Origin of the sequence: Enterobacter hormaechei subsp. hoffmannii (assembly GCF_001729745.1) — a bacterium.
Classification (GTDB): domain Bacteria; phylum Pseudomonadota; class Gammaproteobacteria; order Enterobacterales; family Enterobacteriaceae; genus Enterobacter; species Enterobacter intestinihominis.
The window spans coordinates 231,222-256,288 of sequence record NZ_CP017186.1; the positions used below are offsets into that span (position 1 = coordinate 231,222).

The 25,067-nt window shown below is 54.2% G+C and carries 21 protein-coding genes, 4 tRNA genes and 1 riboswitch; of the genes, 14 read left to right on the forward strand and 11 right to left on the reverse strand.

Translation table 11 applies throughout. The features are described 5' to 3' along the window. Positions 1-18 precede the first annotated feature (18 nt). Entirely contained in the window at positions 19-969 is a 951-nt protein-coding gene (gene coaA / locus BFV65_RS01130; RefSeq protein ID WP_032622068.1) for a type I pantothenate kinase, read from the reverse strand. A 317-nt stretch (positions 970-1,286) separates the two neighbouring features. Here coaA and BFV65_RS01135 point away from each other — a divergent pair. The 13 genes from BFV65_RS01135 (at position 1,287) to rpoC (ending at position 15,349) form a co-directional block, all read left to right on the forward strand. Continuing rightward, positions 1,287-1,362, forward strand: a tRNA-Thr gene (locus tag BFV65_RS01135). An 8-nt stretch (positions 1,363-1,370) separates the two neighbouring features. Continuing rightward, a tRNA-Tyr gene (locus BFV65_RS01140) sits at positions 1,371-1,455 on the forward strand. 116 nt (positions 1,456-1,571) lie between these two features. After that, positions 1,572-1,646: transfer RNA gene (locus tag BFV65_RS01145), tRNA-Gly, on the forward strand. Between the two features lie 6 nt (positions 1,647-1,652). After that, a tRNA-Thr gene (locus BFV65_RS01150) sits at positions 1,653-1,728 on the forward strand. 118 nt (positions 1,729-1,846) lie between these two features. Beyond that, the gene (gene tuf, locus BFV65_RS01155; RefSeq protein ID WP_022646700.1) at positions 1,847-3,031 is read left to right on the forward strand and encodes an elongation factor Tu; all 1,185 of its coding nucleotides are present in this window, start codon (positions 1,847-1,849) and stop codon (positions 3,029-3,031) included. Positions 3,032-3,258: 227 nt separating this feature from the next. Then, positions 3,259-3,642, forward strand: coding sequence for a preprotein translocase subunit SecE (secE, locus tag BFV65_RS01160; protein WP_003862342.1), 384 nt, complete (start codon positions 3,259-3,261; stop codon positions 3,640-3,642). A gap of 1 nt (position 3,643) precedes the next feature. Continuing rightward, entirely contained in the window at positions 3,644-4,189 is a 546-nt protein-coding gene (gene nusG, locus BFV65_RS01165; protein ID WP_003862341.1) for a transcription termination/antitermination protein NusG, read from the forward strand. A gap of 156 nt (positions 4,190-4,345) precedes the next feature. Then, complete coding sequence (rplK, locus tag BFV65_RS01170) at positions 4,346-4,774, forward strand: 50S ribosomal protein L11 (protein ID WP_003862340.1); 429 nt, start codon at positions 4,346-4,348, stop codon at positions 4,772-4,774. A gap of 3 nt (positions 4,775-4,777) precedes the next feature. Continuing rightward, the gene (gene rplA / locus BFV65_RS01175) at positions 4,778-5,482 is read left to right on the forward strand and encodes a 50S ribosomal protein L1 (RefSeq protein WP_006810530.1); all 705 of its coding nucleotides are present in this window, start codon (positions 4,778-4,780) and stop codon (positions 5,480-5,482) included. A 289-nt stretch (positions 5,483-5,771) separates the two neighbouring features. After that, entirely contained in the window at positions 5,772-6,269 is a 498-nt protein-coding gene (rplJ, locus tag BFV65_RS01180) for a 50S ribosomal protein L10 (RefSeq protein WP_003862338.1), read from the forward strand. A gap of 66 nt (positions 6,270-6,335) precedes the next feature. After that, positions 6,336-6,701 carry a 50S ribosomal protein L7/L12 gene (rplL, locus tag BFV65_RS01185; protein WP_002445276.1) on the forward strand — a complete coding sequence of 122 codons (366 nt, stop codon included), beginning with the start codon at positions 6,336-6,338 and terminating at the stop codon, positions 6,699-6,701. A gap of 319 nt (positions 6,702-7,020) precedes the next feature. After that, complete coding sequence (rpoB, locus tag BFV65_RS01190) at positions 7,021-11,049, forward strand: DNA-directed RNA polymerase subunit beta (RefSeq protein WP_023299068.1); 4,029 nt, start codon at positions 7,021-7,023, stop codon at positions 11,047-11,049. Between the two features lie 76 nt (positions 11,050-11,125). Continuing rightward, positions 11,126-15,349 (forward strand): DNA-directed RNA polymerase subunit beta', encoded by a 4,224-nt coding sequence (gene rpoC, locus BFV65_RS01195; protein ID WP_023299069.1) that lies wholly within the window; start codon positions 11,126-11,128, stop codon positions 15,347-15,349. Positions 15,350-15,405: 56 nt separating this feature from the next. On the opposite strand, the gene BFV65_RS01200 is transcribed toward rpoC, so the two are convergent. From BFV65_RS01200 to BFV65_RS01245, 10 genes are all read right to left on the reverse strand, one after another. Beyond that, positions 15,406-15,723, reverse strand: a complete 318-nt coding sequence (locus tag BFV65_RS01200) for a PTS lactose/cellobiose transporter subunit IIA (RefSeq protein ID WP_003862327.1) — start codon at positions 15,721-15,723, stop codon at positions 15,406-15,408. Next, positions 15,723-16,031, reverse strand: a complete 309-nt coding sequence (locus tag BFV65_RS01205) for a PTS sugar transporter subunit IIB (protein WP_010425948.1) — start codon at positions 16,029-16,031, stop codon at positions 15,723-15,725. Before BFV65_RS01205 ends, BFV65_RS01200 begins: the two co-directional genes overlap by 1 nt. A gap of 180 nt (positions 16,032-16,211) precedes the next feature. Next, positions 16,212-17,753, reverse strand: a complete 1,542-nt coding sequence (locus BFV65_RS01210; RefSeq protein ID WP_038415056.1) for a sensor domain-containing diguanylate cyclase — start codon at positions 17,751-17,753, stop codon at positions 16,212-16,214. A gap of 333 nt (positions 17,754-18,086) precedes the next feature. Next, on the reverse strand, positions 18,087-19,220 hold the full coding sequence (gene thiH, locus BFV65_RS01215) for a 2-iminoacetate synthase ThiH (RefSeq protein WP_063842067.1): 1,134 nt from the start codon (positions 19,218-19,220) through the stop codon (positions 18,087-18,089). Next, positions 19,220-19,987, reverse strand: coding sequence for a thiazole synthase (gene thiG / locus BFV65_RS01220; RefSeq protein ID WP_069596139.1), 768 nt, complete (start codon positions 19,985-19,987; stop codon positions 19,220-19,222). Before thiG ends, thiH begins: the two co-directional genes overlap by 1 nt. 1 nt (position 19,988) lies before the next feature. Further along, complete coding sequence (gene thiS, locus BFV65_RS01225; RefSeq protein ID WP_003862324.1) at positions 19,989-20,189, reverse strand: sulfur carrier protein ThiS; 201 nt, start codon at positions 20,187-20,189, stop codon at positions 19,989-19,991. Continuing rightward, the gene (gene thiF, locus BFV65_RS01230) at positions 20,173-20,928 is read right to left on the reverse strand and encodes a thiazole biosynthesis adenylyltransferase ThiF (protein WP_023305245.1); all 756 of its coding nucleotides are present in this window, start codon (positions 20,926-20,928) and stop codon (positions 20,173-20,175) included. The genes thiS and thiF overlap by 17 nt, the downstream gene beginning before the upstream one ends. Beyond that, positions 20,915-21,556 carry a thiamine phosphate synthase gene (gene thiE, locus BFV65_RS01235; protein WP_058677636.1) on the reverse strand — a complete coding sequence of 214 codons (642 nt, stop codon included), beginning with the start codon at positions 21,554-21,556 and terminating at the stop codon, positions 20,915-20,917. Before thiE ends, thiF begins: the two co-directional genes overlap by 14 nt. Continuing rightward, a complete protein-coding gene (gene thiC, locus BFV65_RS01240; protein WP_023299074.1) occupies positions 21,556-23,451 on the reverse strand; it encodes a phosphomethylpyrimidine synthase ThiC in 1,896 nt (631 codons plus the stop codon). Before thiC ends, thiE begins: the two co-directional genes overlap by 1 nt. 78 nt (positions 23,452-23,529) lie before the next feature. Then, positions 23,530-23,639: riboswitch (TPP riboswitch) on the reverse strand. Positions 23,640-23,693: 54 nt separating this feature from the next. Next, complete coding sequence (locus tag BFV65_RS01245) at positions 23,694-24,191, reverse strand: Rsd/AlgQ family anti-sigma factor (RefSeq protein WP_023299075.1); 498 nt, start codon at positions 24,189-24,191, stop codon at positions 23,694-23,696. 95 nt (positions 24,192-24,286) lie between these two features. On the opposite strand from BFV65_RS01245, the gene nudC reads away from it, so the two are divergent. Continuing rightward, positions 24,287-25,060 carry an NAD(+) diphosphatase gene (gene nudC / locus BFV65_RS01250; RefSeq protein ID WP_022646710.1) on the forward strand — a complete coding sequence of 258 codons (774 nt, stop codon included), beginning with the start codon at positions 24,287-24,289 and terminating at the stop codon, positions 25,058-25,060. Positions 25,061-25,067 lie beyond the last annotated feature (7 nt).

The window sequence follows — 25,067 nt, forward strand, 5'->3', positions numbered from 1 at the left end:
TTTTTTTACGTCTGAGATCTACTTCCGTAAACGAATCTGGTCAACGGCGTGTTTCTCACTCTTGGTGAGGATCAGGCTTGCACGTTCGCGCGTCGGCAGGATGTTCTCTTTGAGGTTGACGTAGTTGATCTCATTCCACAGCCCGGTCGCCACGTTGATAGCCTCTTCTTCAGAGAGCTGAGCGTAGTTGTGGAAGTAAGAATCCGGGTCGGTGAACGCCCCTTCACGGAACTTCAGGAAGCGGTTGATATACCAGCGTTGCAACAGATCTTCAGGCGCATCCACATAAATTGAGAAATCGACGAAGTCAGAGACAAACACGTGATGCGGATCGTGAGGGTAATCCATCCCGCTTTGCAGTACGTTTAAGCCCTCCAGAATCAGGATGTCGGGCTGCACCACCGTTTTGTCACCATCCGGGATGCGGTCGTAGATCAGATGCGAGTAGACCGGTGCGGTAACGTTCGGCACGCCCGATTTTAAATCAGAGACAAACTTTACCAGGCGGTGCATATCATAAGAGAGCGGGAAGCCCTTCTTCTTCATCAGGCCGCGTTCTTTCAACACCTCATTGGGATGCAGGAAGCCGTCGGTGGTGATCAGCTCCACGCTGCGGTGTTCCGGCCAGCGGCTCAGCAGCGCCTGTAGCACGCGCGCGGTGGTACTTTTACCCACTGCCACGCTGCCCGCAATACTGATGATATAAGGAATACGTTGACCGTTCGTGCCGAGGAACTGTTCCAGTACGGCCTGACGACGCAAGTTGGAGCTGATGTAAAAGTTAAGCAAGCGAGAGAGGGGGAGATAGATTTCTGCCACCTCTTCCAGGGAGAGATCTTCGTTTATCCCTTTTAGCCGTGCGATTTCACCTTCCGTCAGTGTCATAGGGACGGAGTCACGCAGGGCTGCCCACTGGCTACGGTTAAACTGAAGATAGGGCGTCATTAACGTTTGCTCTTTTTTGCTCATAAGCATGCTTCTGTGAACCATCACGAAACGGCGGGTGCGGGCTCATCACATAGTTAATTTTGGACAATGGGCAGGAGGTTAACACCAGATGAGAGGAATAATAAGAAAAAATATGGGAAAGCGATGCTTAACCGGGCAGGCATCACCCGGGGCTATAGCGTGCCGAAATCAGGCGTTCATGTTGGATTTTTAATCACGAGCGGATGAATTTACAGCGGTTAGCCCTGGTTTCGAATAAAATGTGAGCGAAAGAACGTTTTATGCAATTTTTTAGTTGCATGACTGCGCAGGTCTCCATAGAATGCGCGCTACTTGATGCCGACTTAGCTCAGTAGGTAGAGCAACTGACTTGTAATCAGTAGGTCACCAGTTCGATTCCGGTAGTCGGCACCATCAAGTCCGGTGGGGTTCCCGAGCGGCCAAAGGGAGCAGACTGTAAATCTGCCGTCACAGACTTCGAAGGTTCGAATCCTTCCCCCACCACCACTTTCTGGCAGCGTCAACGCCGCCGGAGCTGGTTGGAAAAATTGACCAGCTCGAACAGAAAAGAGAGAAATCTCTTTTTTTGTTACAGAAAGAACTGGGTAGCCGAGTTTCAGGATGCGGGCATCGTATAATGGCTATTACCTCAGCCTTCCAAGCTGATGATGCGGGTTCGATTCCCGCTGCCCGCTCCAATACGTGCTGATATGGCTCAGTTGGTAGAGCGCACCCTTGGTAAGGGTGAGGTCCCCAGTTCGACTCTGGGTATCAGCACCACTTCACTTCTCCCTCCCTTTCTCTCTGTTTCAATGTAAATGTATTCAACAGTTCAGGCATTTTCGCCTGGTTGATGTGGTGATATCACCGATTTATCCGTGTCTTAGAGGGACAATCGATGTCTAAAGAAAAGTTTGAACGTACAAAACCGCACGTTAACGTCGGTACTATCGGCCACGTTGACCATGGTAAAACAACGCTGACCGCTGCAATCACTACCGTACTGGCTAAAACCTACGGCGGTGCTGCTCGTGCTTTCGACCAGATCGATAACGCACCAGAAGAAAAAGCTCGTGGTATCACCATCAACACCTCTCACGTTGAGTATGACACCCCGACTCGCCACTACGCACACGTAGACTGCCCAGGCCACGCCGACTATGTTAAAAACATGATCACCGGTGCTGCGCAGATGGACGGCGCGATCCTGGTTGTTGCTGCGACTGACGGCCCTATGCCTCAGACTCGTGAGCACATCCTGCTGGGTCGTCAGGTAGGCGTTCCTTTCATCATCGTGTTCCTGAACAAATGCGACATGGTTGATGACGAAGAGCTGCTGGAACTGGTAGAGATGGAAGTTCGTGAACTGCTGTCTCAGTACGATTTCCCAGGCGACGACACTCCAATCGTTCGTGGTTCCGCGCTGAAAGCGCTGGAAGGCGACGCAGAGTGGGAAGCGAAAATCATCGAACTGGCTGGCTTCCTGGATTCTTACATCCCAGAACCAGAGCGTGCGATTGACAAGCCATTCCTGCTGCCAATCGAAGACGTATTCTCCATCTCCGGTCGTGGTACCGTTGTTACCGGTCGTGTAGAGCGCGGTATCATCAAAGTTGGTGAAGAAGTTGAAATCGTTGGTATCAAAGAGACTGCGAAGTCTACCTGTACTGGCGTTGAAATGTTCCGCAAACTGCTGGACGAAGGCCGTGCTGGTGAGAACGTTGGTGTTCTGCTGCGTGGTATCAAACGTGAAGAAATCGAACGTGGTCAGGTTCTGGCGAAGCCAGGCTCAATCAAGCCACACACCAAGTTCGAATCTGAAGTGTACATTCTGTCCAAAGACGAAGGCGGCCGTCATACTCCGTTCTTCAAAGGCTACCGTCCACAGTTCTACTTCCGTACAACTGACGTGACCGGTACCATCGAACTGCCAGAAGGCGTAGAGATGGTAATGCCAGGCGACAACATCAAGATGGTTGTGACTCTGATCCACCCAATCGCGATGGACGACGGTCTGCGTTTCGCAATCCGTGAAGGCGGCCGTACCGTTGGCGCGGGCGTTGTTGCTAAAGTTCTCGGCTAATCGCTGATAACATTTGACGCAATGCGCAATAAAAGGGCATCATTTGATGCCCTTTTTGCACGCTTTCACATCAGAACCTGGCTCATCAGTGATTAATTTTGTCATAATCATTGCTGAGACAGGCTCTGCGGAGAGCGTATAATACGAAAAGCGAATAGCATTTCGATTGGTTTGCCTCGCACTCGCGGGGTGAAAATGTTTGTAGAATACTTCTGACAGGTTGGTTTATGAGTGCGAATACCGAAGCTCAAGGGAGCGGGCGCGGCCTGGAAGCGATGAAATGGGTAGTTGTAGCCGTGCTGCTGATTGTGGCGATTGTCGGCAACTATCTTTATCGTGACATGATGCTGCCGCTACGCGCGCTTGCAGTGGTAATTCTGATTGCTGCGGCGGGTGGTGTCGCGCTGTTGACGACGAAAGGCAAAGCGACCGTTGCGTTTGCCCGCGAAGCGCGTACCGAAGTCCGCAAGGTCATTTGGCCGACTCGCCAGGAAACATTGCACACCACGCTGATTGTAGCGGCGGTAACCGCTGTAATGTCACTGATCCTGTGGGGACTGGATGGTATTCTGGTTCGCCTGGTATCCTTTATCACTGGCCTGAGGTTCTGAGATGTCTGAAGCCCCTAAAAAGCGCTGGTACGTCGTTCAGGCGTTTTCCGGTTTTGAAGGCCGCGTAGCTACGTCGCTGCGTGAGCATATCAAATTACACAATATGGAAGAGTTATTTGGCGAAGTTATGGTTCCGACCGAAGAAGTGGTTGAGATCCGTGGCGGCCAACGTCGCAAAAGCGAGCGTAAATTCTTCCCGGGTTACGTGCTGGTTCAGATGGTGATGAACGACGCGAGCTGGCACCTGGTGCGCAGCGTACCACGCGTGATGGGCTTTATCGGCGGCACATCTGACCGTCCGGCGCCAATCAGCGACAAAGAAGTTGATGCGATTATGAACCGCCTCCAGCAGGTGGGTGATAAACCGCGTCCGAAAACGCTGTTTGAACCGGGTGAGATGGTTCGTGTTAACGACGGTCCGTTTGCTGACTTTAATGGCGTCGTCGAAGAAGTGGACTACGAGAAGTCCCGCCTGAAAGTTTCCGTTTCTATCTTTGGTCGTGCGACCCCGGTAGAGCTGGACTTTGCTCAGGTAGAAAAAGCCTAAGCAGCGATCAAAAAAGCGACGATTTAATCGTTGCACAGGGCGCGAGATTGGAATACAATTTCGCGCCTTTTGTTTTTATGGGTTCCGACCCGTAAAACGAATTTTATTCACGGGGAGCCTCTCCGAGGCGTTATTACCCAATCAGAGGATTTTAGAATGGCTAAGAAAGTACAAGCCTACGTCAAGCTGCAGGTTGCAGCAGGTATGGCGAACCCAAGTCCACCAGTTGGTCCAGCTCTGGGTCAGCAGGGTGTGAACATCATGGAATTCTGTAAAGCGTTCAACGCCAAAACTGAATCCATGGAAAAAGGTCTGCCAATCCCAGTTGTAATCACTGTTTACGCTGACCGTTCTTTCACTTTCGTTACCAAAACCCCTCCAGCAGCAGTTCTGCTGAAGAAAGCAGCGGGCATCAAGTCTGGTTCCGGTAAGCCGAACAAAGACAAAGTGGGTAAAATTTCCCGCGCTCAGCTGCAGGAAATCGCGCAGACCAAAGCTGCCGACATGACTGGTTCCGACATTGAAGCGATGACTCGCTCCATTGAAGGTACTGCACGTTCCATGGGCCTGGTAGTGGAGGACTAAGAAATGGCTAAACTGACCAAGCGCATGTCCGTGATCCGTGACAAAGTTGATGCGACCAAACAGTACGACATCAACGAAGCTATCGCTCTGCTGAAAGAACTGGCAACTGCTAAGTTCGTTGAAAGCGTTGACGTTGCCGTTAACCTGGGCATCGACGCTCGTAAATCCGATCAGAACGTTCGTGGCGCAACTGTACTGCCACACGGTACTGGCCGTTCCGTACGCGTAGCTGTATTTGCTCAGGGTGCAAACGCTGAAGCGGCTAAAGCTGCCGGCGCTGAACTGGTAGGTATGGAAGATCTGGCTGATCAGATCAAGAAAGGCGAAATGAACTTTGACGTTGTTATTGCTTCTCCAGATGCAATGCGCGTTGTTGGCCAGCTGGGCCAGGTTCTGGGTCCACGCGGCCTGATGCCAAACCCGAAAGTGGGTACTGTAACTCCTAACGTTGCTGAAGCGGTTAAGAACGCTAAAGCAGGTCAGGTTCGTTACCGTAACGACAAAAACGGCATCATCCACACCACCATCGGTAAAGTGGACTTTGACGCTGACAAACTGAAAGAAAACCTGGAAGCTCTGCTGGTTGCGCTGAAAAAAGCTAAACCAACTCAGGCGAAAGGCGTGTACATCAAGAAAGTTAGCATCTCCACCACCATGGGTGCAGGTGTTGCAGTTGACCAGGCTGGCCTGAGCGCTGCTGCAAACTAATGCCTTTACGTGGGCGGTGATTTTGTCTACAATCTTACCCCCACGTTTGCTAACAAAAGTTAGCGGCTAAAAGAATTGTTCGTTGGAGCCTGGCCTATCCAGGCCTCCGTCGAAGACCGCAGGTGTTTCGCAAGAAACTTAATCCCCTGCGTAGACGGTGACAGAACGCTAAGATTATTTTAAATACTCTGGCTTGTTTCTGCTCACCGTATTAAGACGCTCTTCCCGTTGGGTCGAGTGAAGTGAGTTCCGGAACATGAGTTCCGGCAAACATCCAGGAGCAAAGCTAATGGCTTTAAATCTTCAAGACAAACAAGCGATTGTTGCTGAAGTCAGCGAAGTAGCCAAAGGCGCGCTGTCTGCAGTAGTTGCGGATTCCCGTGGCGTTACTGTAGACAAAATGACTGAACTGCGTAAAGCAGGTCGTGAAGCTGGCGTATACATGCGTGTTGTTCGTAACACCCTGCTGCGTCGCGTAGTTGAAGGTACTCAGTTCGAGTGCCTGAAAGACACGTTTGTTGGTCCGACCCTGATTGCATACTCTATGGAACACCCGGGCGCTGCTGCTCGTCTGTTCAAAGAGTTCGCGAAAGCGAATGCAAAATTTGAGGTCAAAGCTGCAGCCTTTGAAGGTGAGTTGATCCCGGCATCGCAAATTGATCGCCTGGCCACCCTGCCGACCTACGAAGAAGCAATTGCACGCCTGATGGCAACCATGAAAGAAGCTGCGGCTGGCAAACTGGTTCGCACTCTGGCTGCTGTACGCGATGCGAAAGAAGCTGCTTAATCGCAGTTATCTTTATAAAGCATTTGCTTACGTATAAACTTATTCTGATTTTCAGGAACAATTTAAATGTCTATCACTAAAGATCAAATCATTGAAGCAGTAGCAGCTATGTCCGTAATGGACGTTGTAGAGCTGGTTTCTGCAATGGAAGAAAAATTCGGTGTTTCTGCTGCTGCTGCTGTAGCTGTAGCTGCGGGCCCGGCTGAAGCTGCTGAAGAAAAAACTGAATTCGACGTAATTCTGAAAGCTGCTGGCGCGAACAAAGTTGCTGTAATCAAAGCAGTACGTGGCGCAACTGGCCTGGGTCTGAAAGAAGCTAAAGACCTGGTAGAATCTGCTCCAGCTGCGCTGAAAGAAGGCGTGAGCAAAGACGACGCAGAAGCACTGAAAAAATCTCTGGAAGAAGCTGGCGCTGAAGTTGAAGTTAAATAAGCCAACTTTTCTGGTTGCAGCCTAAGTAATTAGGCTGATGGCTGGTGACTTTTTAGTCACCAGCCTTTTTGCGCTGTAAGGCATCAGCAGCATTTCACACTGTTTGACTGCTGGTTGTCCTGACAATGCTTGTTTCTATCGACGACTTAATATACTGCGACAGGGTGCTCGCTCTGTGTAAATCGCAATGAAATGGTTTAAGCGTGATAGCAACAGGTATTGCGGAAAGTATTCAATTTTCCGGTCCACAAAATGGTGTTGCACAAACTGTCCCTTCGTCGGACAGATGGGTCGACTTGTCAGCGAGCTGAGGAACCCTATGGTTTACTCCTATACCGAGAAAAAACGTATTCGTAAGGATTTTGGTAAACGTCCACAAGTTCTGGACATTCCATATCTCCTTTCTATCCAGCTTGACTCGTTCCAGAAGTTTATCGAGCAAGATCCTGAAGGGCAGTACGGCCTGGAAGCAGCCTTCCGTTCCGTGTTCCCGATTCAGAGCTACAGCGGTAATTCCGAGCTGCAGTACGTCAGCTACCGCCTTGGCGAACCGGTGTTTGACGTTCAGGAATGTCAGATCCGTGGCGTGACCTATTCCGCACCGCTGCGCGTAAAACTGCGTCTGGTGATCTACGAGCGCGAAGCGCCGGAAGGCACCGTAAAAGACATTAAAGAACAAGAAGTCTACATGGGTGAAATTCCACTCATGACGGACAACGGTACTTTCGTTATCAACGGTACTGAGCGTGTTATCGTTTCCCAGCTGCACCGTAGCCCGGGCGTCTTCTTCGACAGCGATAAAGGTAAAACGCACTCTTCCGGTAAAGTACTGTATAACGCACGCATCATTCCTTACCGTGGTTCATGGCTGGACTTCGAATTCGATCCAAAAGACAACCTGTTTGTCCGTATCGACCGTCGTCGTAAGCTGCCTGCAACCATCATTCTGCGTGCACTGAACTATACCACTGAGCAGATCCTGGACCTGTTCTTTGAGAAAGTGATCTTTGAAATCCGCGACAACAAGTTGCAGATGGAGTTGGTGCCGGAACGTCTGCGTGGTGAGACCGCGTCGTTCGACATCGAAGCCGACGGCAAAGTGTATGTGGAAAAAGGTCGCCGTATCACCGCGCGCCACATCCGCCAGCTGGAAAAAGATGATATCAAACACATCGAAGTTCCGGTTGAATACATTGCAGGAAAAGTAGCCGCGAAAGATTACGTTGATGAATCAACTGGCGAGCTGATCTGCCCGGCGAACATGGAGCTGAGCCTGGATCTGCTGGCTAAGCTGAGCCAGTCTGGCCACAAACGTATCGAAACGCTGTTCACCAACGATCTGGACCACGGTCCGTACATCTCTGAGACTGTACGCGTCGACCCAACCAACGATCGTCTGAGCGCGCTGGTTGAAATCTACCGCATGATGCGTCCTGGTGAGCCACCAACTCGCGAAGCGGCTGAAAGCCTGTTCGAGAACCTGTTCTTCTCCGAAGACCGCTACGATCTGTCCGCGGTAGGTCGTATGAAGTTCAACCGTTCTCTGCTGCGCGACGAAATCGAAGGTTCCGGTATCCTGAGCAAAGACGACATCATTGAAGTGATGAAGAAGCTCATCGATATCCGTAACGGTAAAGGCGAAGTGGACGATATCGACCACCTCGGCAACCGTCGTATCCGTTCCGTAGGCGAAATGGCGGAAAACCAGTTCCGCGTTGGCCTGGTTCGTGTAGAGCGTGCGGTGAAAGAGCGTCTGTCTCTGGGCGATCTGGATACCCTGATGCCTCAGGATATGATCAACGCCAAGCCGATTTCTGCGGCAGTGAAAGAGTTCTTCGGTTCCAGCCAGCTGTCTCAGTTCATGGACCAGAACAACCCGCTGTCTGAGATCACGCACAAACGTCGTATCTCTGCACTCGGCCCAGGCGGTCTGACCCGTGAACGTGCAGGCTTTGAAGTTCGAGACGTACACCCGACTCACTACGGTCGCGTATGTCCAATCGAAACGCCTGAAGGTCCAAACATCGGTCTGATCAACTCCCTGTCCGTGTACGCACAGACAAACGAATACGGTTTCCTTGAGACCCCGTATCGTAAAGTGACCGACGGTGTGGTTACCGACGAAATTCATTACCTGTCTGCTATCGAAGAAGGCAACTACGTTATCGCTCAGGCGAACTCCAACCTGGATGACGAAGGCCACTTTGTAGAAGATCTGGTTACCTGCCGTAGCAAAGGCGAATCCAGCCTGTTCAGCCGCGACCAGGTTGACTACATGGACGTATCCACCCAACAGGTGGTATCCGTCGGTGCGTCCCTGATCCCGTTCCTGGAACACGATGACGCCAACCGTGCATTGATGGGTGCGAACATGCAACGTCAGGCCGTTCCAACTCTGCGTGCTGATAAGCCGCTGGTTGGTACCGGTATGGAACGTGCTGTTGCCGTTGATTCCGGTGTTACAGCAGTTGCTAAGCGTGGCGGTACCGTTCAGTACGTTGACGCATCCCGTATCGTTATCAAAGTTAACGAAGACGAGATGTATCCGGGCGAAGCGGGTATCGACATCTACAACCTGACCAAATACACCCGTTCTAACCAGAACACCTGTATCAACCAGATGCCTTGCGTATCTCTGGGTGAGCCAGTTGAGCGCGGCGACGTGCTGGCAGACGGTCCGTCCACCGACCTCGGTGAACTGGCGCTCGGTCAGAACATGCGCGTAGCGTTCATGCCGTGGAACGGTTACAACTTCGAAGACTCCATCCTCGTCTCCGAGCGTGTGGTTCAGGAAGATCGTTTCACCACCATCCACATTCAGGAACTGGCATGTGTGTCCCGTGACACCAAGCTGGGGCCAGAAGAGATCACTGCCGACATCCCTAACGTGGGTGAAGCTGCGCTCTCTAAACTGGATGAATCCGGTATTGTTTACATCGGTGCGGAAGTGACCGGCGGCGACATTCTGGTTGGTAAGGTTACACCGAAAGGCGAAACCCAGCTGACGCCAGAAGAGAAACTGCTGCGTGCTATCTTCGGTGAGAAAGCGTCTGACGTTAAAGACTCTTCTCTGCGCGTACCAAACGGTGTTTCCGGTACGGTTATCGACGTTCAGGTCTTCACTCGTGACGGCGTTGAGAAAGATAAGCGTGCGCTGGAAATCGAAGAGATGCAGCTCAAGCAGGCTAAGAAAGACCTGTCTGAAGAACTGCAAATCCTCGAAGCGGGTCTGTTCAGCCGTATCTATGCGGTGCTGGTTGCCGGTGGCGTTGAAGCTGAGAAGCTCGACAAACTGCCACGCGATCGCTGGCTGGAGCTGGGCCTGACCGACGAAGAGAAACAGAATCAGCTGGAACAGCTGGCTGAGCAGTATGACGAACTGAAACACGAGTTCGAGAAAAAACTCGAAGCGAAACGCCGCAAAATCACTCAGGGCGACGATCTGGCACCAGGCGTGCTGAAGATTGTTAAGGTGTATCTGGCTGTTAAACGTCAGATCCAGCCTGGTGACAAGATGGCAGGTCGTCACGGTAACAAGGGTGTTATCTCTAAGATCAACCCGATCGAAGATATGCCGCACGATGCTAACGGTACGCCGGTAGATATCGTACTGAACCCACTGGGTGTACCGTCTCGTATGAACATCGGTCAGATCCTGGAAACCCACCTGGGTATGGCTGCGAAAGGTATCGGCGACAAGATTAACGCCATGCTGAAGCAGCAGGAAGAAGTCGCGAAACTGCGCGAGTTCATCCAGCGTGCCTACGATCTGGGTACCGACGTGCGTCAGAAAGTCGACCTGAACACCTTCAGCGATGATGAAGTTCTGCGTCTGGCGGAAAACCTGCGTAAGGGTATGCCAATTGCAACGCCGGTATTCGACGGTGCAAAAGAAGCTGAAATTAAAGAGCTGCTGCAACTGGGTGGTCTGCCAACGTCTGGTCAGATTACGCTGTTTGACGGCCGTACCGGTGAACAGTTCGAGCGTCCGGTAACCGTAGGTTACATGTACATGCTGAAACTGAACCACCTGGTCGACGACAAGATGCACGCTCGTTCTACCGGTTCTTACAGCCTGGTTACTCAGCAGCCGCTGGGTGGTAAGGCTCAGTTCGGTGGTCAGCGCTTCGGGGAGATGGAAGTGTGGGCGCTGGAAGCATACGGCGCAGCATACACCCTGCAGGAAATGCTCACCGTTAAGTCTGATGACGTGAACGGTCGTACTAAGATGTATAAGAACATCGTAGACGGCAACCATCAGATGGAACCGGGCATGCCAGAATCCTTCAACGTACTGTTGAAAGAGATTCGTTCGCTGGGTATCAACATCGAACTGGAAGACGAGTAATTCTCGCTCAAACAGGTCACTGGTGTCGGGTTAACCCCCGACACCAGATTGTGCTAACTCCGACGGGAGCAAATCCGTGAAAGATTTATTAAAGTTTCTGAAAGCGCAGACTAAAACCGAAGAGTTTGATGCGATCAAAATTGCTCTGGCTTCGCCAGACATGATCCGTTCATGGTCTTTTGGTGAAGTTAAAAAGCCGGAAACCATCAACTACCGTACGTTCAAACCTGAGCGTGACGGCCTTTTCTGTGCGCGTATTTTCGGGCCAGTAAAAGACTACGAGTGCCTGTGCGGTAAGTACAAGCGCCTGAAACACCGTGGTGTGATCTGTGAGAAGTGCGGCGTTGAAGTGACCCAGACCAAAGTACGCCGTGAGCGTATGGGCCACATTGAGCTGGCGTCTCCAACTGCTCACATCTGGTTCCTGAAATCTCTGCCGTCCCGTATCGGCCTGCTGCTGGATATGCCACTGCGCGATATCGAACGTGTTCTGTACTTCGAATCTTATGTTGTGATCGAAGGCGGGATGACGAATCTGGAACGTAACCAGATCCTGACCGAAGAACAGTATCTGGACGCGCTGGAAGAGTTCGGTGACGAATTCGACGCGAAGATGGGTGCGGAAGCTATCCAGGCCCTGCTGAAGAGCATGGATCTGGAGCAAGAGTGTGAAACTCTGCGCGAAGAGCTGAACGAAACCAACTCCGAAACCAAGCGTAAAAAGCTGACCAAGCGTATCAAACTGCTGGAAGCGTTCGTACAGTCTGGTAACAAACCAGAGTGGATGATCCTGACCGTTCTGCCGGTTCTGCCGCCAGATCTGCGTCCGCTGGTTCCGCTGGATGGTGGTCGTTTCGCAACGTCGGATCTGAACGATCTGTACCGTCGCGTGATCAACCGTAACAACCGTCTGAAACGTCTGCTGGATCTGGCTGCGCCGGACATCATCGTACGCAACGAAAAACGTATGCTGCAGGAAGCGGTAGATGCCCTGCTGGATAACGGTCGTCGCGGTCGTGCGATCACCGGTTCTAACAAACGTCCTCTGAAATCTTTGGCCGACATGATCAAAGGTAAGCAGGGTCGTTTCCGTCAGAACCTGCTCGGTAAGCGTGTTGACTACTCCGGTCGTTCTGTAATCACCGTAGGTCCATACCTGCGTCTGCATCAGTGCGGTCTGCCGAAGAAAATGGCTCTGGAGCTGTTCAAACCGTTCATCTACGGCAAGCTGGAACTGCGTGGCCTGGCCACCACCATCAAAGCCGCTAAGAAAATGGTTGAGCGTGAAGAAGCTGTCGTTTGGGATATCCTGGACGAAGTGATCCGCGAACACCCGGTACTGCTGAACCGTGCACCAACTCTGCACCGTTTGGGTATCCAGGCATTTGAGCCAGTCCTGATCGAAGGTAAAGCGATCCAGCTGCACCCGCTGGTTTGTGCGGCCTATAACGCCGACTTCGATGGTGACCAGATGGCTGTTCACGTACCGCTGACGCTGGAAGCCCAGCTCGAAGCGCGTGCGCTGATGATGTCTACCAACAACATCCTGTCTCCAGCGAACGGTGAACCTATCATCGTTCCTTCTCAGGACGTTGTATTGGGTCTGTACTATATGACCCGTGACTGTGTTAACGCCAAAGGCGAAGGCATGGTGCTGACTGGCCCGAAAGAAGCTGAGCGTATTTATCGCGCTGGCCTGGCCTCTCTGCATGCGCGCGTTAAAGTGCGTATCACCGAATACGAAAAAGATGAAAACGGCGAATTCGTGGCGATTACCAGCCTGAAAGACACGACCGTTGGCCGTGCGATTCTGTGGATGATCGTACCGAAAGGTCTGCCTTTCTCCATCGTCAACCAGGCGCTGGGCAAGAAAGCGATCTCCAAAATGCTGAACACCTGTTACCGCATTCTGGGCCTGAAGCCGACCGTTATCTTCGCTGACCAGACAATGTACACCGGCTTTGCTTATGCAGCGCGTTCAGGTGCATCTGTTGGTATCGATGACATGGTCATCCCAGAGAAGAAACACGAGATCATCTCTGAAGCGGAAGCTGAAGTTGCTGAGATCCAGGAGCAGTTCCAGTCTGGTCTGGTAACCGCAGGCGAACGTTACAACAAAGTTATCGATATCTGGGCTGCGGCGAACGATCGTGTATCCAAAGCGATGATGGATAACCTGCAAACCGAAACCGTGATTAACCGTGACGGCGTAGAAGAGCAGCAGGTCTCCTTCAACAGCATCTACATGATGGCCGACTCCGGTGCGCGTGGTTCTGCGGCACAGATTCGTCAGCTGGCAGGTATGCGTGGTCTGATGGCGAAGCCAGATGGCTCCATCATCGAAACGCCAATCACCGCGAACTTCCGTGAAGGTCTGAACGTACTCCAGTACTTCATCTCCACGCACGGTGCGCGTAAAGGTCTGGCGGATACCGCACTGAAAACGGCGAACTCCGGTTATCTGACGCGTCGTCTGGTTGACGTTGCGCAGGATCTGGTCGTCACCGAAGACGATTGTGGCACCCTCGAAGGTATCACCATGACCCCGGTTATCGAGGGTGGTGATGTTAAAGAGCCGCTGCGCGATCGCGTACTGGGTCGTGTGACCGCGGAAGACATCCTGAAGCCGGGCACCGCAGACATTCTGGTTCCACGCAACACTCTGCTGCACGAACAGTGGTGTGACCTGCTGGAAGCGAACTCTGTTGACTCTGTGAAAGTGCGTTCCGTTGTATCCTGTGACACCGACTTTGGTGTGTGTGCGCACTGCTACGGTCGTGACCTGGCGCGTGGCCACATCATCAACAAAGGTGAGGCTATCGGCGTTATCGCAGCACAGTCCATCGGTGAGCCGGGTACACAGCTGACGATGCGTACGTTCCACATCGGTGGTGCGGCATCTCGTGCGGCTGCTGAATCCAGCATCCAGGTGAAAAACAAAGGTAGCATCAAGCTCAGCAACGCGAAGTCTGTTGTTAACTCCGCAGGCAAGCTGGTTGTGACTTCTCGTAACACCGAGCTGAAGCTGATCGACGAATTCGGTCGTACCAAAGAGAGCTATAAAGTGCCTTACGGTGCGGTTATGGCGAAAGGTGATGGCGAGCAGGTTGCCGGCGGCGAAACCGTAGCAAACTGGGATCCACACACCATGCCGGTTATCACCGAAGTAAGTGGTTTCATCCGCTTCACTGACATGATCGACGGCCAGACCATTACTCGTCAGACCGACGAGCTGACCGGACTGTCTTCTCTGGTGGTTCTGGATTCTGCTGAACGTACTACCGGTGGTAAAGATCTGCGTCCTGCACTGAAAATCGTTGATGCTCAGGGTAACGACGTTCTGATCCCTGGCACCGATATGCCTGCGCAGTACTTCCTGCCGGGTAAAGCGATTGTACAGCTGGAAGATGGCGTACAGATCAGCTCTGGTGACACCCTGGCGCGTATTCCTCAGGAATCCGGCGGTACCAAGGACATCACCGGTGGTCTGCCACGCGTTGCGGACCTGTTCGAAGCACGTCGTCCGAAAGAGCCTGCTATTCTGGCTGAAATCAGCGGTATCATCTCCTTCGGTAAAGAGACCAAAGGTAAGCGCCGTCTGGTTATCACGCCAGTAGATGGCAGCGAGCCGTACGAAGAGATGATTCCTAAGTGGCGTCAGCTCAACGTGTTCGAAGGTGAACGCGTGGAACGTGGTGACGTGGTCTCCGATGGTCCAGAAGCGCCGCACGACATCCTGCGTCTGCGTGGTGTGCATGCTGTTACTCGTTACATTGTTAACGAAGTACAGGACGTATACCGTCTGCAGGGCGTTAAGATTAACGATAAGCACATCGAAGTTATCGTTCGTCAGATGCTGCGTAAAGCAACCATCGAAAACGCGGGCAGCTCCGACTTCCTGGAAGGCGAGCAGGTTGAATACTCACGCGTTAAGATCGCTAACCGCGATCTGGAAGCGAACGGCAAAATCGGTGCGACCTTTGCACGCGATCTGCTGGGTATCACCAAAGCGTCTCTGGCAACCGAGTCCTTCATCTCTGCTGCATCGTTCCAGGAAACCACTCGTGTCCTGACCGAAGCGGCTGTTGCAGGTAAACGTGATGAACTGCGCGGTCTGAAAGAGAACGTTATCGTGGGTCGTCTGATCCCGGCCGGTACCGGTTATGCGTACCACCAGGATCGTATGCGTCGTCGCGCAGCGGGCGAACTGCCAGCTGCACCGCAGGTGACTGCCGAAGATGCATCCGCGAGCCTTGCAGAACTGCTGAACGCAGGTCTGGGCGGTTCCGACAACGAGTAATCGTTGATGCCGTAAATAAAAAACCCGCCTCGGCGGGTTTTTTTATATCTGCATTTTCAGTTTACCAGCGGGATGCGTCGATAAAGCTCAATCATGTCGCCCGCCAGATCCTGAATAACCATCGCGTTCATCAGATGGTCCTGAGAGTGAACGGTGATCAGGTTAACCGGAAGTTTACCTGTCCCTTCATCAAGACCGATGAGCTGCGTCTGGATCGTATGCGCATGTTTCACATATTCACGCGACTCTTCCATCGCTTTCTCGGCTTCGTCAAAGTCACCTTTTCGCGCCATCTGCAACGCTGTCAGGGCCGCACTGCGCGCCGCACCTGCATTGACCAGTAGCTCCATGATTGTGGTTTCTAAGTCTTCCATTATGACTCCAGCAGCTTGAGCGCTTTTTCCAGTACGGCATCACCTTTCATCATGCCGTAATCCATCATGTCGATGACCGCAACCTTTTTTCCGAGCGGATCGGCCTGCGCCTGGAGTTTTGCCTGTTCGTATTTAACCTGTGGCCCCAGTAATACGATATCAGCCGTCGCGATGTTATCTTTAAACTCCGCGACCGGAACGGCTTTAATGGTTACTTCGACTCCTTTTTTCTGCGCGGCATCTTTCATACGTTGAACCAGCATGCTGGTTGACATTCCCGCTGCACAGCATAAAACGATGTTCTTCATAGTCAGCCTCGATCTACATGTGTTTATTGATAATTATCCCGCGCAGACCGCTTCAACAACCGCTTTACCGCGATTGTGTGTCAGGCATCACAAAGAAATCGGCATTTTTCTGAAACCGGTTACAATTTTATACATGAAAGCATTCTGCCCGTCTTAACGGGCGGAATTTCAGGAAGGGTATTATCGGCTAGCCGTGCTTACGATGCGGTTTTTACCCTGTTGTTTAGCGGTATACAGCGCTTCATCTACGCTGCCGATAAATTGTTCCAGCGGTTCGAAGTGCCACTCTCCCACCCCCGCGCTGAAGGTTACTCGCAGGTTCTCTTCCCGCCAGGTCCGTTTTTCCACGGCGGTGCGCCAGGCTTCCAGTAGCGCGTGCGCGGAGTTCATCAGCTCGGCCGGGAAGATCACCCCGAACTCTTCCCCACCGTAGCGGTAAACGGAAACGTGGTGCGGCTGCATGATCTGAATACCTTCGCGCGCCACGCTGCGCAGAACAATATCCCCGCTCAGGTGGCCCCAGGTGTCGTTAATAGATTTGAAGTTATCGATATCGACCAGCGCCAGAACGAAGGGTTGATGAGCGGTCAGCAGCTCATCCACATCGTTGTCGAAAGCACGGCGGTTCTTGCAGCCTGTCAGCGCATCATGGGTGGCCTGACGGACATAGGCCATCTCACGTTCCTTATTGGTTCGAATGGTATGGCTGAGCATCGCCTCAAGACGTGGCGCCTGATTGACGTCTCCGGTTTTGATGGCGTTGATAATGTTCATCAGCACAGAACGCGAGGCATGGCGCAGGTAGAGCCCGAACAGAATGATGATGATTGCCGCCAGCGCAAATCCCCAGCCGACGACGGTGGTTTCATGCCGGGTGATGACGGAAAGCGTGGCATCGGAGACCCGATAAATCACAAACCAGTCCGGATTGGTGAAAGAGTAGTAGTAATACCAGGTTTTACTTTTGGGGTCGAAAAGATGCCCTTCGCCGCTGGTCATTTTGTCCATCAGCGCTTCGCTTACGTACTGCTTAAAGAGCGCCCCCGTGTCCGGATGCAGCACAACGGCGCCGTCACGTTCCACGACAAAAAACTCACCCTGAACCGGTGCCACCATCTGACGCAAGGTATACCCCATGGAGGTTAAATCAAGATGGAAAGCGAGCGTGCCCTTCAGACGGCCTTCCGGTGAAATGACCGGTTTATAGAGGGTGACCGTAGGATGTTGGGTGAAATAGTCCAGATAGGGGCGGGTGTAGTGAGGAAAGTTGCTGGCTTCCGCTTGCCCGATAAACCATGGGCGTGTTCGTGCGTCGAACGACCTACTATTCTCCGTTGGCAGTACTTCCGGCGCGCGCAGATGGTGCCCTTCGGTGTCCGCAAGAGAGATAGACGACACCGTCGGCATCAGATTCTGCAAATGCATTAACATCTGCAAACCCTGTGTCGGATCGATATTTATCGTCTGATTCACTCTGTCTTCACGGGCGTAGTACATCGCAGCGCGACCAAGAATATAGTCATTTTCTCGCAGGATGGATTCGGTATAGTTCACCGCCAGATTATGGGTGAAGTTACCATTAATTTTATGATAATCCTCAATAAAATCCTTCCGTTGTGAAAGGATGACCAGAATCGCGATTATCGCGAAACTGAACAGAATCCCCGCGAAGCTGACCATAATTGGTCGGGTGAAAGAGAGCTTTTTACTGTGGAGTGCCATGAGTTGTGCATCAATCCAGATGGTAGACGCGTTGCGTCTGTCGATATCCTCAGCATAGTCGCTGTCAGATTGCTGGTAGTAAATTATACAGAAAGCGATTTCCGACGGGTTGATTTATCTTAAGAGTAGATAAGAAACGACTTATTTATTTTATCAATTGAAATTTTGTTTAAGAGGCGGAGGGCAGGGCGAAACGAGGAAGAAGCATTTTCACCCTGGTCAGCGTCCGTTGCTGACGTGGTTTATCCTAATAAAACCGGGCAGATCTCCTCAATCGCCCGGCGTTGATCTTACGAGCCGTCTCGTAACCTTTCCGCATTGTTGCAGGCGGTTTCAGCGCAAATGCGAAGCTCTTCCCAGCCAGCTGTCCCAGTCTTTCCACACGGGCTGTAGCCCCTGTGCAGTCAGGGCTTCCGCCACCGCGTCGGGCCGTCGTCCGTCGTGCGGTGCAAACTGTTCCAGTTCCGGGCGATCGTCTGCGTAACCGCCCGGCTGCGTTTTGGAAAAGGCGCTGACGTTGTTGATCGCCAGAGGGATCGCGCGGTCGCGAAACGCGGGGGATTCACGCGTGGAGAGCGACAATTCCACTTCCGGCGCGAACAGGCGAAATGCGCACAGGGTTTGCACCAGCTGGCGCTCATCCATCAGCGAGGCGGGTTCAATGCCTCCCGTACACGGACGCAGCCGTGGGAAGGAGATGGAATAGCGGCTTTTCCAGAAGTACTGCTGTAGCCACAGCAGATGCTCCGCCACCATATAGCAGTCAACCCGCCAGCTGTCGGACAGACCGATAAGCGCGCCCAGCCCAATTTTATCGATACCGGCGCGCCCCAGCCTGTCCGGCGTTTCCAGCCGGAAGATGAAATCCTGCTTCTTCCCTTTCAGGTGATGTCGGGCATAGGTCGCCTCATGGTAGGTTTCCTGATAAACCATTACGCCGTCCAGCCCGAGGGTTTTCAGTTCCGCATATTCCTCTTGCGACAGAGGCTGCACTTCCATTTGCAATGAGGCAAATTCGCGGCGGATGGCCGGAAGATGCTGGCGAAAATAGTCCATCCCCACTTTGCCCTGATGTTCACCCGTCACCAGTAAGAGATGTTCAAAACCCATCTCACGAATAGCCGCACACTCGCGGGCGATCTCATGCTCATCCAGCGTTTTACGCTTAATGCGGTTGCTCATTGAGAAGCCACAGTAGGTGCAGTCGTTGGCGCACAGATTAGAGAGATAAAGCGGCACGTAAAAGCTCACCGTGTTGCCAAAGCGCTGGCGGGTAAGGCGTTGCGCGCGCTGCGCCATCGGTTCAAGGTATGCGCTGGCTGCCGGAGAAAGCAGGGCCATCAAATCCTCGCGGGTCACATGCCGGGCTGTTAATGCCCGCTCTACGTCCGCAGAGGTTTTACTGTTGATGCGTAAGGCAATATCGTCCCAGTTAAGCTGACGCCAGCGATCGGTAAAGGTAGCCATCAGAGTGCCTCCAGAAAACCGGTCAGCGGGCTGGTGGCCTGCGCCTGAAAGCTGCGCGAGCCGGGGCCGGACTGTCGTGCCAGCAGACCGGACTTCACGGCAAGGCGGAACGCACGCGCCATCATCACCGGGTCGTCGGCCACCGCAATCGCGGTATTGACCAGCACCGCATCGGCCCCCATCTCCAGCGCCTGCGCGGCATGACTGGGTACGCCGATGCCCGCATCCACCACCACGGGCACGGTCGCCTGCTCGATGATGATCTCCAGCATCGCGCGGGTCTCCAGTCCCTGGTTGGAGCCAATGGGCGCCCCTAACGGCATCACGGCCGCGCAGCCGGCCTCTTCCAGACGCTTACACAGCACGGGATCGGCACCACAGTAGGGCAGAACGGTGAATCCCTGCTGCACCAGCGTCTCTGCCGCTTTCAGGGTTTCGATCGGATCGGGCAACAGCCAGCGGGCGTCCGGATGAATTTCCAGCTTCAGCCAGCAGGTGCCGAGCGCTTCCCGGGCCAGATGCGCAGCGAAAATTGCTTCCTCGGCCGTTTTCGCACCGGAGGTATTGGGTAAGAGCGTCACGCCTGCCTCCAGTAACGGCGCAAGTATGGCATCGTTGTGCTGACGCAGATCCACGCGCTTCATCGCCAGCGTCACCAGCTGGCTGCCGCTTTCACGAATAGCATCCACCATTAGCTGCGGGGAGGCGAATTTTCCGGTTCCGGTAAACAGATGTGAATCAAAGACTTTGTCGGCAATACGTAACATCTCAGCCCCCAGCGATAACCTGAAACAGCAGGATCTGGTCGCCTTCATTGACCTGCTGATGTTCCCACCGCTCGCGCGGCAGGATCTGTTGATTGAGCGCCAGCGCCGTTCCCGGCTTCAGCTGGCGCAGCGTGTCGAGCAGGGCGGCAACGGTGAGATCGTCGTCGCACGTCATCGGCTCATCGTTAAACAGAATGCGCATCGCGGCCTCCGCATACCGGGCAGCGGTTGGCGCGGTTTAACGCCAGATGGCGCCAGCCGCTGGAACGGGCGTCGAACAGCCGGAGCGTGTTGCGCTCTGTTTCCATGCCGCTGAGCAACTTGATGGCTTCCAGCGCCTGAAGGGTACCCATCACGCCCACTACCGGCCCAAGAATGCCAGCCGTGCGGCAGTTACGCTCCGGTTCAGCCTCGTCCGGCCACAGGCAGCGGTAGCAGCCCTGCGCCCACGGCGGCGTAAGCACCATTATCTGCCCGCCGAAACCGACCGCGCTGGCGGTGATCAGCGGCGTGTTCTGTGCAACACAGGCCGCATTAATGGCCTGACGCGTCGCCATATTGTCCGTGCAGTCCAGCACCACGTCGGCAAGGGCAACTTCGCGTTGCAGATCTTCTCCGCTCAGCCGCGTCTGGAGCGCCACCAGTTCAATATCGGGGTTAAGCTGGTTCAGCCGCTTGCGCGTAACCTGTGCTTTAGGCTGGTTAACATCTTCTGTCGTGAAGAGGATTTGCCGTTGCAGGTTGCTGAGGTGTACCTCATCGTCATCGGCCAGTACCAGCGTTCCCGCGCCCGCCCCGGCCAGATACAGCGCGGCGGGCGCGCCCAAGCCACCCAAACCGACAATCAGTACCCGGCTGGCGAGCAGCTTTTGCTGCCCGTCAATGGCGATATCCTCCAGCAGGATCTGGCGGCTGTAGCGCATAAAATCACGATCTTTCATCGCCTGCTCCTGCCAGTTGTAAAAGCCGTGCGGTGGCGGCCTGCCAGTCTACTGCCTGGGTGATAGCGCTGACGACGGCGATACTGCCGACGCCGGTTTCCAGCACGGCGGGCGCACGTTCAAGGCTGATTCCGCCGATGGCGACGGTGGGGTAATCGGCAAGGCGCTTAACGTGGGCTGCCAGCTGAGCCAAACCCTGTGGGGCAGACGGCATCTGTTTGGTTTGCGTCGGGAAAACGTGGCCGAGGGCGATGTAGGAGGGGCGGGCCGCCAGCGCCACGTCGATCTCCATATCATCGTGGGTGGAAACGCCCAGCCGCAGACCGGCGTCACGGATTGCGTTGAGATCGGTCGTTTCCAGATCTTCCTGTCCCAGATGCACGCCGTACGCCTGGTGTTTAACCGCCAGCCGCCAGTAGTCGTTGATAAACAGGCGGGCGTGGTAGCGACGTCCCAGCGCGATAGCGGCGGCCACGTCGGCCTCCACCTCTTCGTCGCGTTTATCCTTGATGCGCAGCTGGAGGGTGCGAACGCCTGCCTCCAGCAAGCGCTCTATCCACGCCACGCTGTCCACCACCGGGTAAAGCCCTAAGCGGAAGGGGACAGGTGGGAAATCGGGCTGGTACATTACGCCTCCTCCTTTTTGAGGTAGATTTCGCCGCCTTTGGCGCGGAAGGTTTCGGACATGTCTGCCATGCCGACTTCAATGGTCTGCGCGGCGGCGTAGTCGCGCACCTCCTGGCTGATTTTCATCGAGCAGAACTTCGGCCCACACATGGAGCAGAAGTGCGCGACTTTGCCCGATTCCTGCGGCAGGGTTTCGTCGTGGTAGGCGCGGGCGGTGAACGGATCCAGCGCCAGGTTGAACTGGTCTTCCCAGCGGAATTCAAAGCGCGCTTTGGACATGGCGTTGTCGCGAATTTGCGCGCCCGGATGGCCTTTCGCCAGATCCGCCGCGTGGGCGGCAATTTTGTAGGTGATCAGCCCCTGCTTCACGTCCTCTTTGTTTGGCAGCCCGAGGTGCTCTTTCGGCGTCACGTAGCAGAGCATGGCGCAGCCGAACCAGCCGATCATCGCCGCGCCGATCCCGGAAGTGAAGTGGTCATAGCCCGGCGCAATATCGGTGGTCAACGGCCCCAGGGTGTAGAACGGTGCTTCGTGGCAGTGCTCCAGCTCCTCGGTCATGTTGCGGCGGATCATCTGCATCGGTACATGGCCCGGGCCTTCAATCATCACCTGCACATCGTACTCCCAGGCGATTTTGGTCAGCTCGCCCAGCGTGTGCAGCTCGGCAAACTGCGCCTCGTCGTTCGCGTCACGGATGGAGCCAGGACGCAGGCCGTCGCCCAGCGACAGAGAAACGTCATAAGCGGCGCAGATCTCGCAGATTTCGCGGAAGTGCTCGTAGAGGAAGTTTTCCTGATGATGGGAAAGGCACCATTTCGCCATAATCGAACCGCCGCGTGAGACGATACCGGTCAGACGTTTCGCCGTCATCGGCACGTAGCGCAGCAGCACGCCCGCGTGAATGGTGAAGTAGTCCACGCCCTGTTCCGCCTGCTCCAGCAGCGTGTCGCGGAACGCTTCCCAGGTGAGGTTTTCGGCGATACCGTTTACCTTCTCCAGCGCCTGATAAATCGGGACGGTGCCAATCGGAACCGGGCTGTTACGCAGGATCCATTCGCGGGTTTCGTGAATGTAACGGCCGGTGGAGAGGTCCATCACCGTGTCCGCGCCCCAGCGCGTCGACCAGACCAGCTTTTCCACCTCTTCTTCGATGGAAGAGGTGACGGCAGAGTTGCCGATGTTGGCGTTGACCTTCACCAGAAAGTTGCGGCCGATAATCATCGGCTCGGATTCCGGGTGGTTGATGTTGGCGGGAATAATCGCGCGCCCGGCGGCTACTTCATCACGCACGAATTCCGGCGTGATGTTCTCCGGCAGGCGAGCGCCAAACCCTTCACCCGGATGCTGGTGGCGCAGCACTTCGCTGCGAATGCGCTCGCGGCCCATGTTTTCGCGGATGGCGATGAACTCCATCTCCGGCGTGACGATACCCTGGCGCGCGTAGTGCAGCTGGGTTACGCATTTGCCCGCTTTAGCGCGTTTCGGCGTCAGCAGGCCAGTAAAGCGCAGCTCATCCAGACCGTCGTCGGCCAGGCGCGCGTTGGTGTACGCCGAGCTGCGCACGCTCAGTTCTTCGCAGTCGTTACGGGCGTCAATCCACGGCTGGCGAAGCTTTGCCAGACCCTGCTGCACGTTGATAGCAACATCAGGATCGCCGTACGGGCCGGAGGTGTCATACACCGGCACGGCTTCGTTGTCTTCAAATTGCGGGTGCTCTTTGCTGCCGCCGATAAGCGTCGGGCTGAGCTGGATTTCGCGCATCGGCACGCGGATATCGGCCTGTGAACCGGTGATGTAGATGCGCGTTGAGTTCGGGAAAGCGGTGCCTTCCAGGGTGTCGATGAAGCGTTGTGCGTGTTCGCGCTGTTCGCGGCGGGTCAGTTTTGTTGTAGACATAGCTCATTCCAGATGTGAAGGACATGGCTTGTCAGACGACGGATGAAGCAAGAGAAGATCGCCCGAAGGCGATACAACAGCAATGTGACTCTTGTTCCCTTCGCAGGTATTAACCTGATCAGGTTCCGCGGATCCCGAATTAACGGTCTCAGCCCGTGCTTTCACACTGGGCACTCCGACAAGAAAAATCCCCCTCCGCAGAGGGGCGAATGGTTGTAAATTACTCGTTAACGATTAAGAACTCAAGCAGGGCGCGCAACGTTATCGCTGGTGCTGATAGTCAGGTTGTTGTCCAGCACGAGGGCGATGAGCTTGTCTTCCAGCGTGAATCGCTCTTCCAGTGCTTCGCCAAGGTCGGAAAGCGCCTGCTGAAACTCAAGATAGTTATCGTGATCGATAGCGTTCTCCAGCGTGGAATCGTAGTAGTCCATGATCTGCTGGGTGTTGGCTTCAAGCAACGGACAGAGTTTACTGGCCGCTAAATACGGCGTTGTCCCTTCCATTTCGCGGATAATGCGTTCATAAAGGTTGAAATGGCCGTCGGAGAGGTAGTCGACCAGGCTCTGACAAAAGTCGTCCAGCGCTTTTTCATTGAGTCGCATAAAGGATTCTTTGCCAGGCTTAAGACCAACCAGATTGTAATACGCCACAAGGAGATGCTTGCGCACATGTAGCCAGCGATCCACCAGGGTGTTACTTCCTCCAACGCGCTCAGTCAGGCTTTCCAGCTGGTTTAACATGGTCGACTCCATAAGGTTTAAAATGGGATCTGCTTATCCAAAATGTAACCACAATGCTAACAACATGTCAGTGAAGCGAAGGTAGTGCAATAGATATGGATCGTATTATTGAAAAATCAGATCTGGGTTGGTGGATCGTCAGCCACGAACAAAAATTATGGCTGCCCTCAGGAGAGTTGCCCTACGGTGCCGCGGAAACGTTCGATCTGGTGGGCCAGTCCGCGCTGAAGATCGGCGAGTGGCAGGGCGATCCCGTGTGGTTGATCCAACAGGCGCGCCGTCAGGATATGGGATCCGTACGTCAGGTGCTGGATCTGGACGTCGGCCTGTTCCAGCTGGCGGGGCGCGGCGTACAGCTGGCGGAGTTTTACCGCTCGCACAAATACTGCGGTTACTGCGGCCACACCATGCACCCGAGCAAAACCGAATGGGCGCTGCTCTGCGGCCACTGCCGTGAACGTTACTACCCGCAAATCGCACCGTGCATCATTGTCGCCATCCGCCGTGATGATTCCATCCTGCTGGCGCAGCATACCCGCCATCGCAACGGCATTCACACCGTCCTCGCCGGGTTCGTGGAAGTCGGCGAAACGCTGGAACAGGCGGTGGCGCGCGAGGTGATGGAGGAGAGCGGCATTAAGGTGAAAAACCTGCGCTATGTGACGTCGCAGCCGTGGCCGTTCCCGATGTCCCTGATGACCGCGTTTATGGCGGAATACGACAGCGGCGAGATTGTTATCGATCAGAAAGAGCTGCTGGAGGCGAACTGGTATCGCTACGACGATTTACCGCTGCTGCCCCCGCCGGGAACGGTGGCGCGTCGCCTGATAGAAGATACCGTGGCAATGTGTCGGGCCGAGTATGAGTAGTGTTACA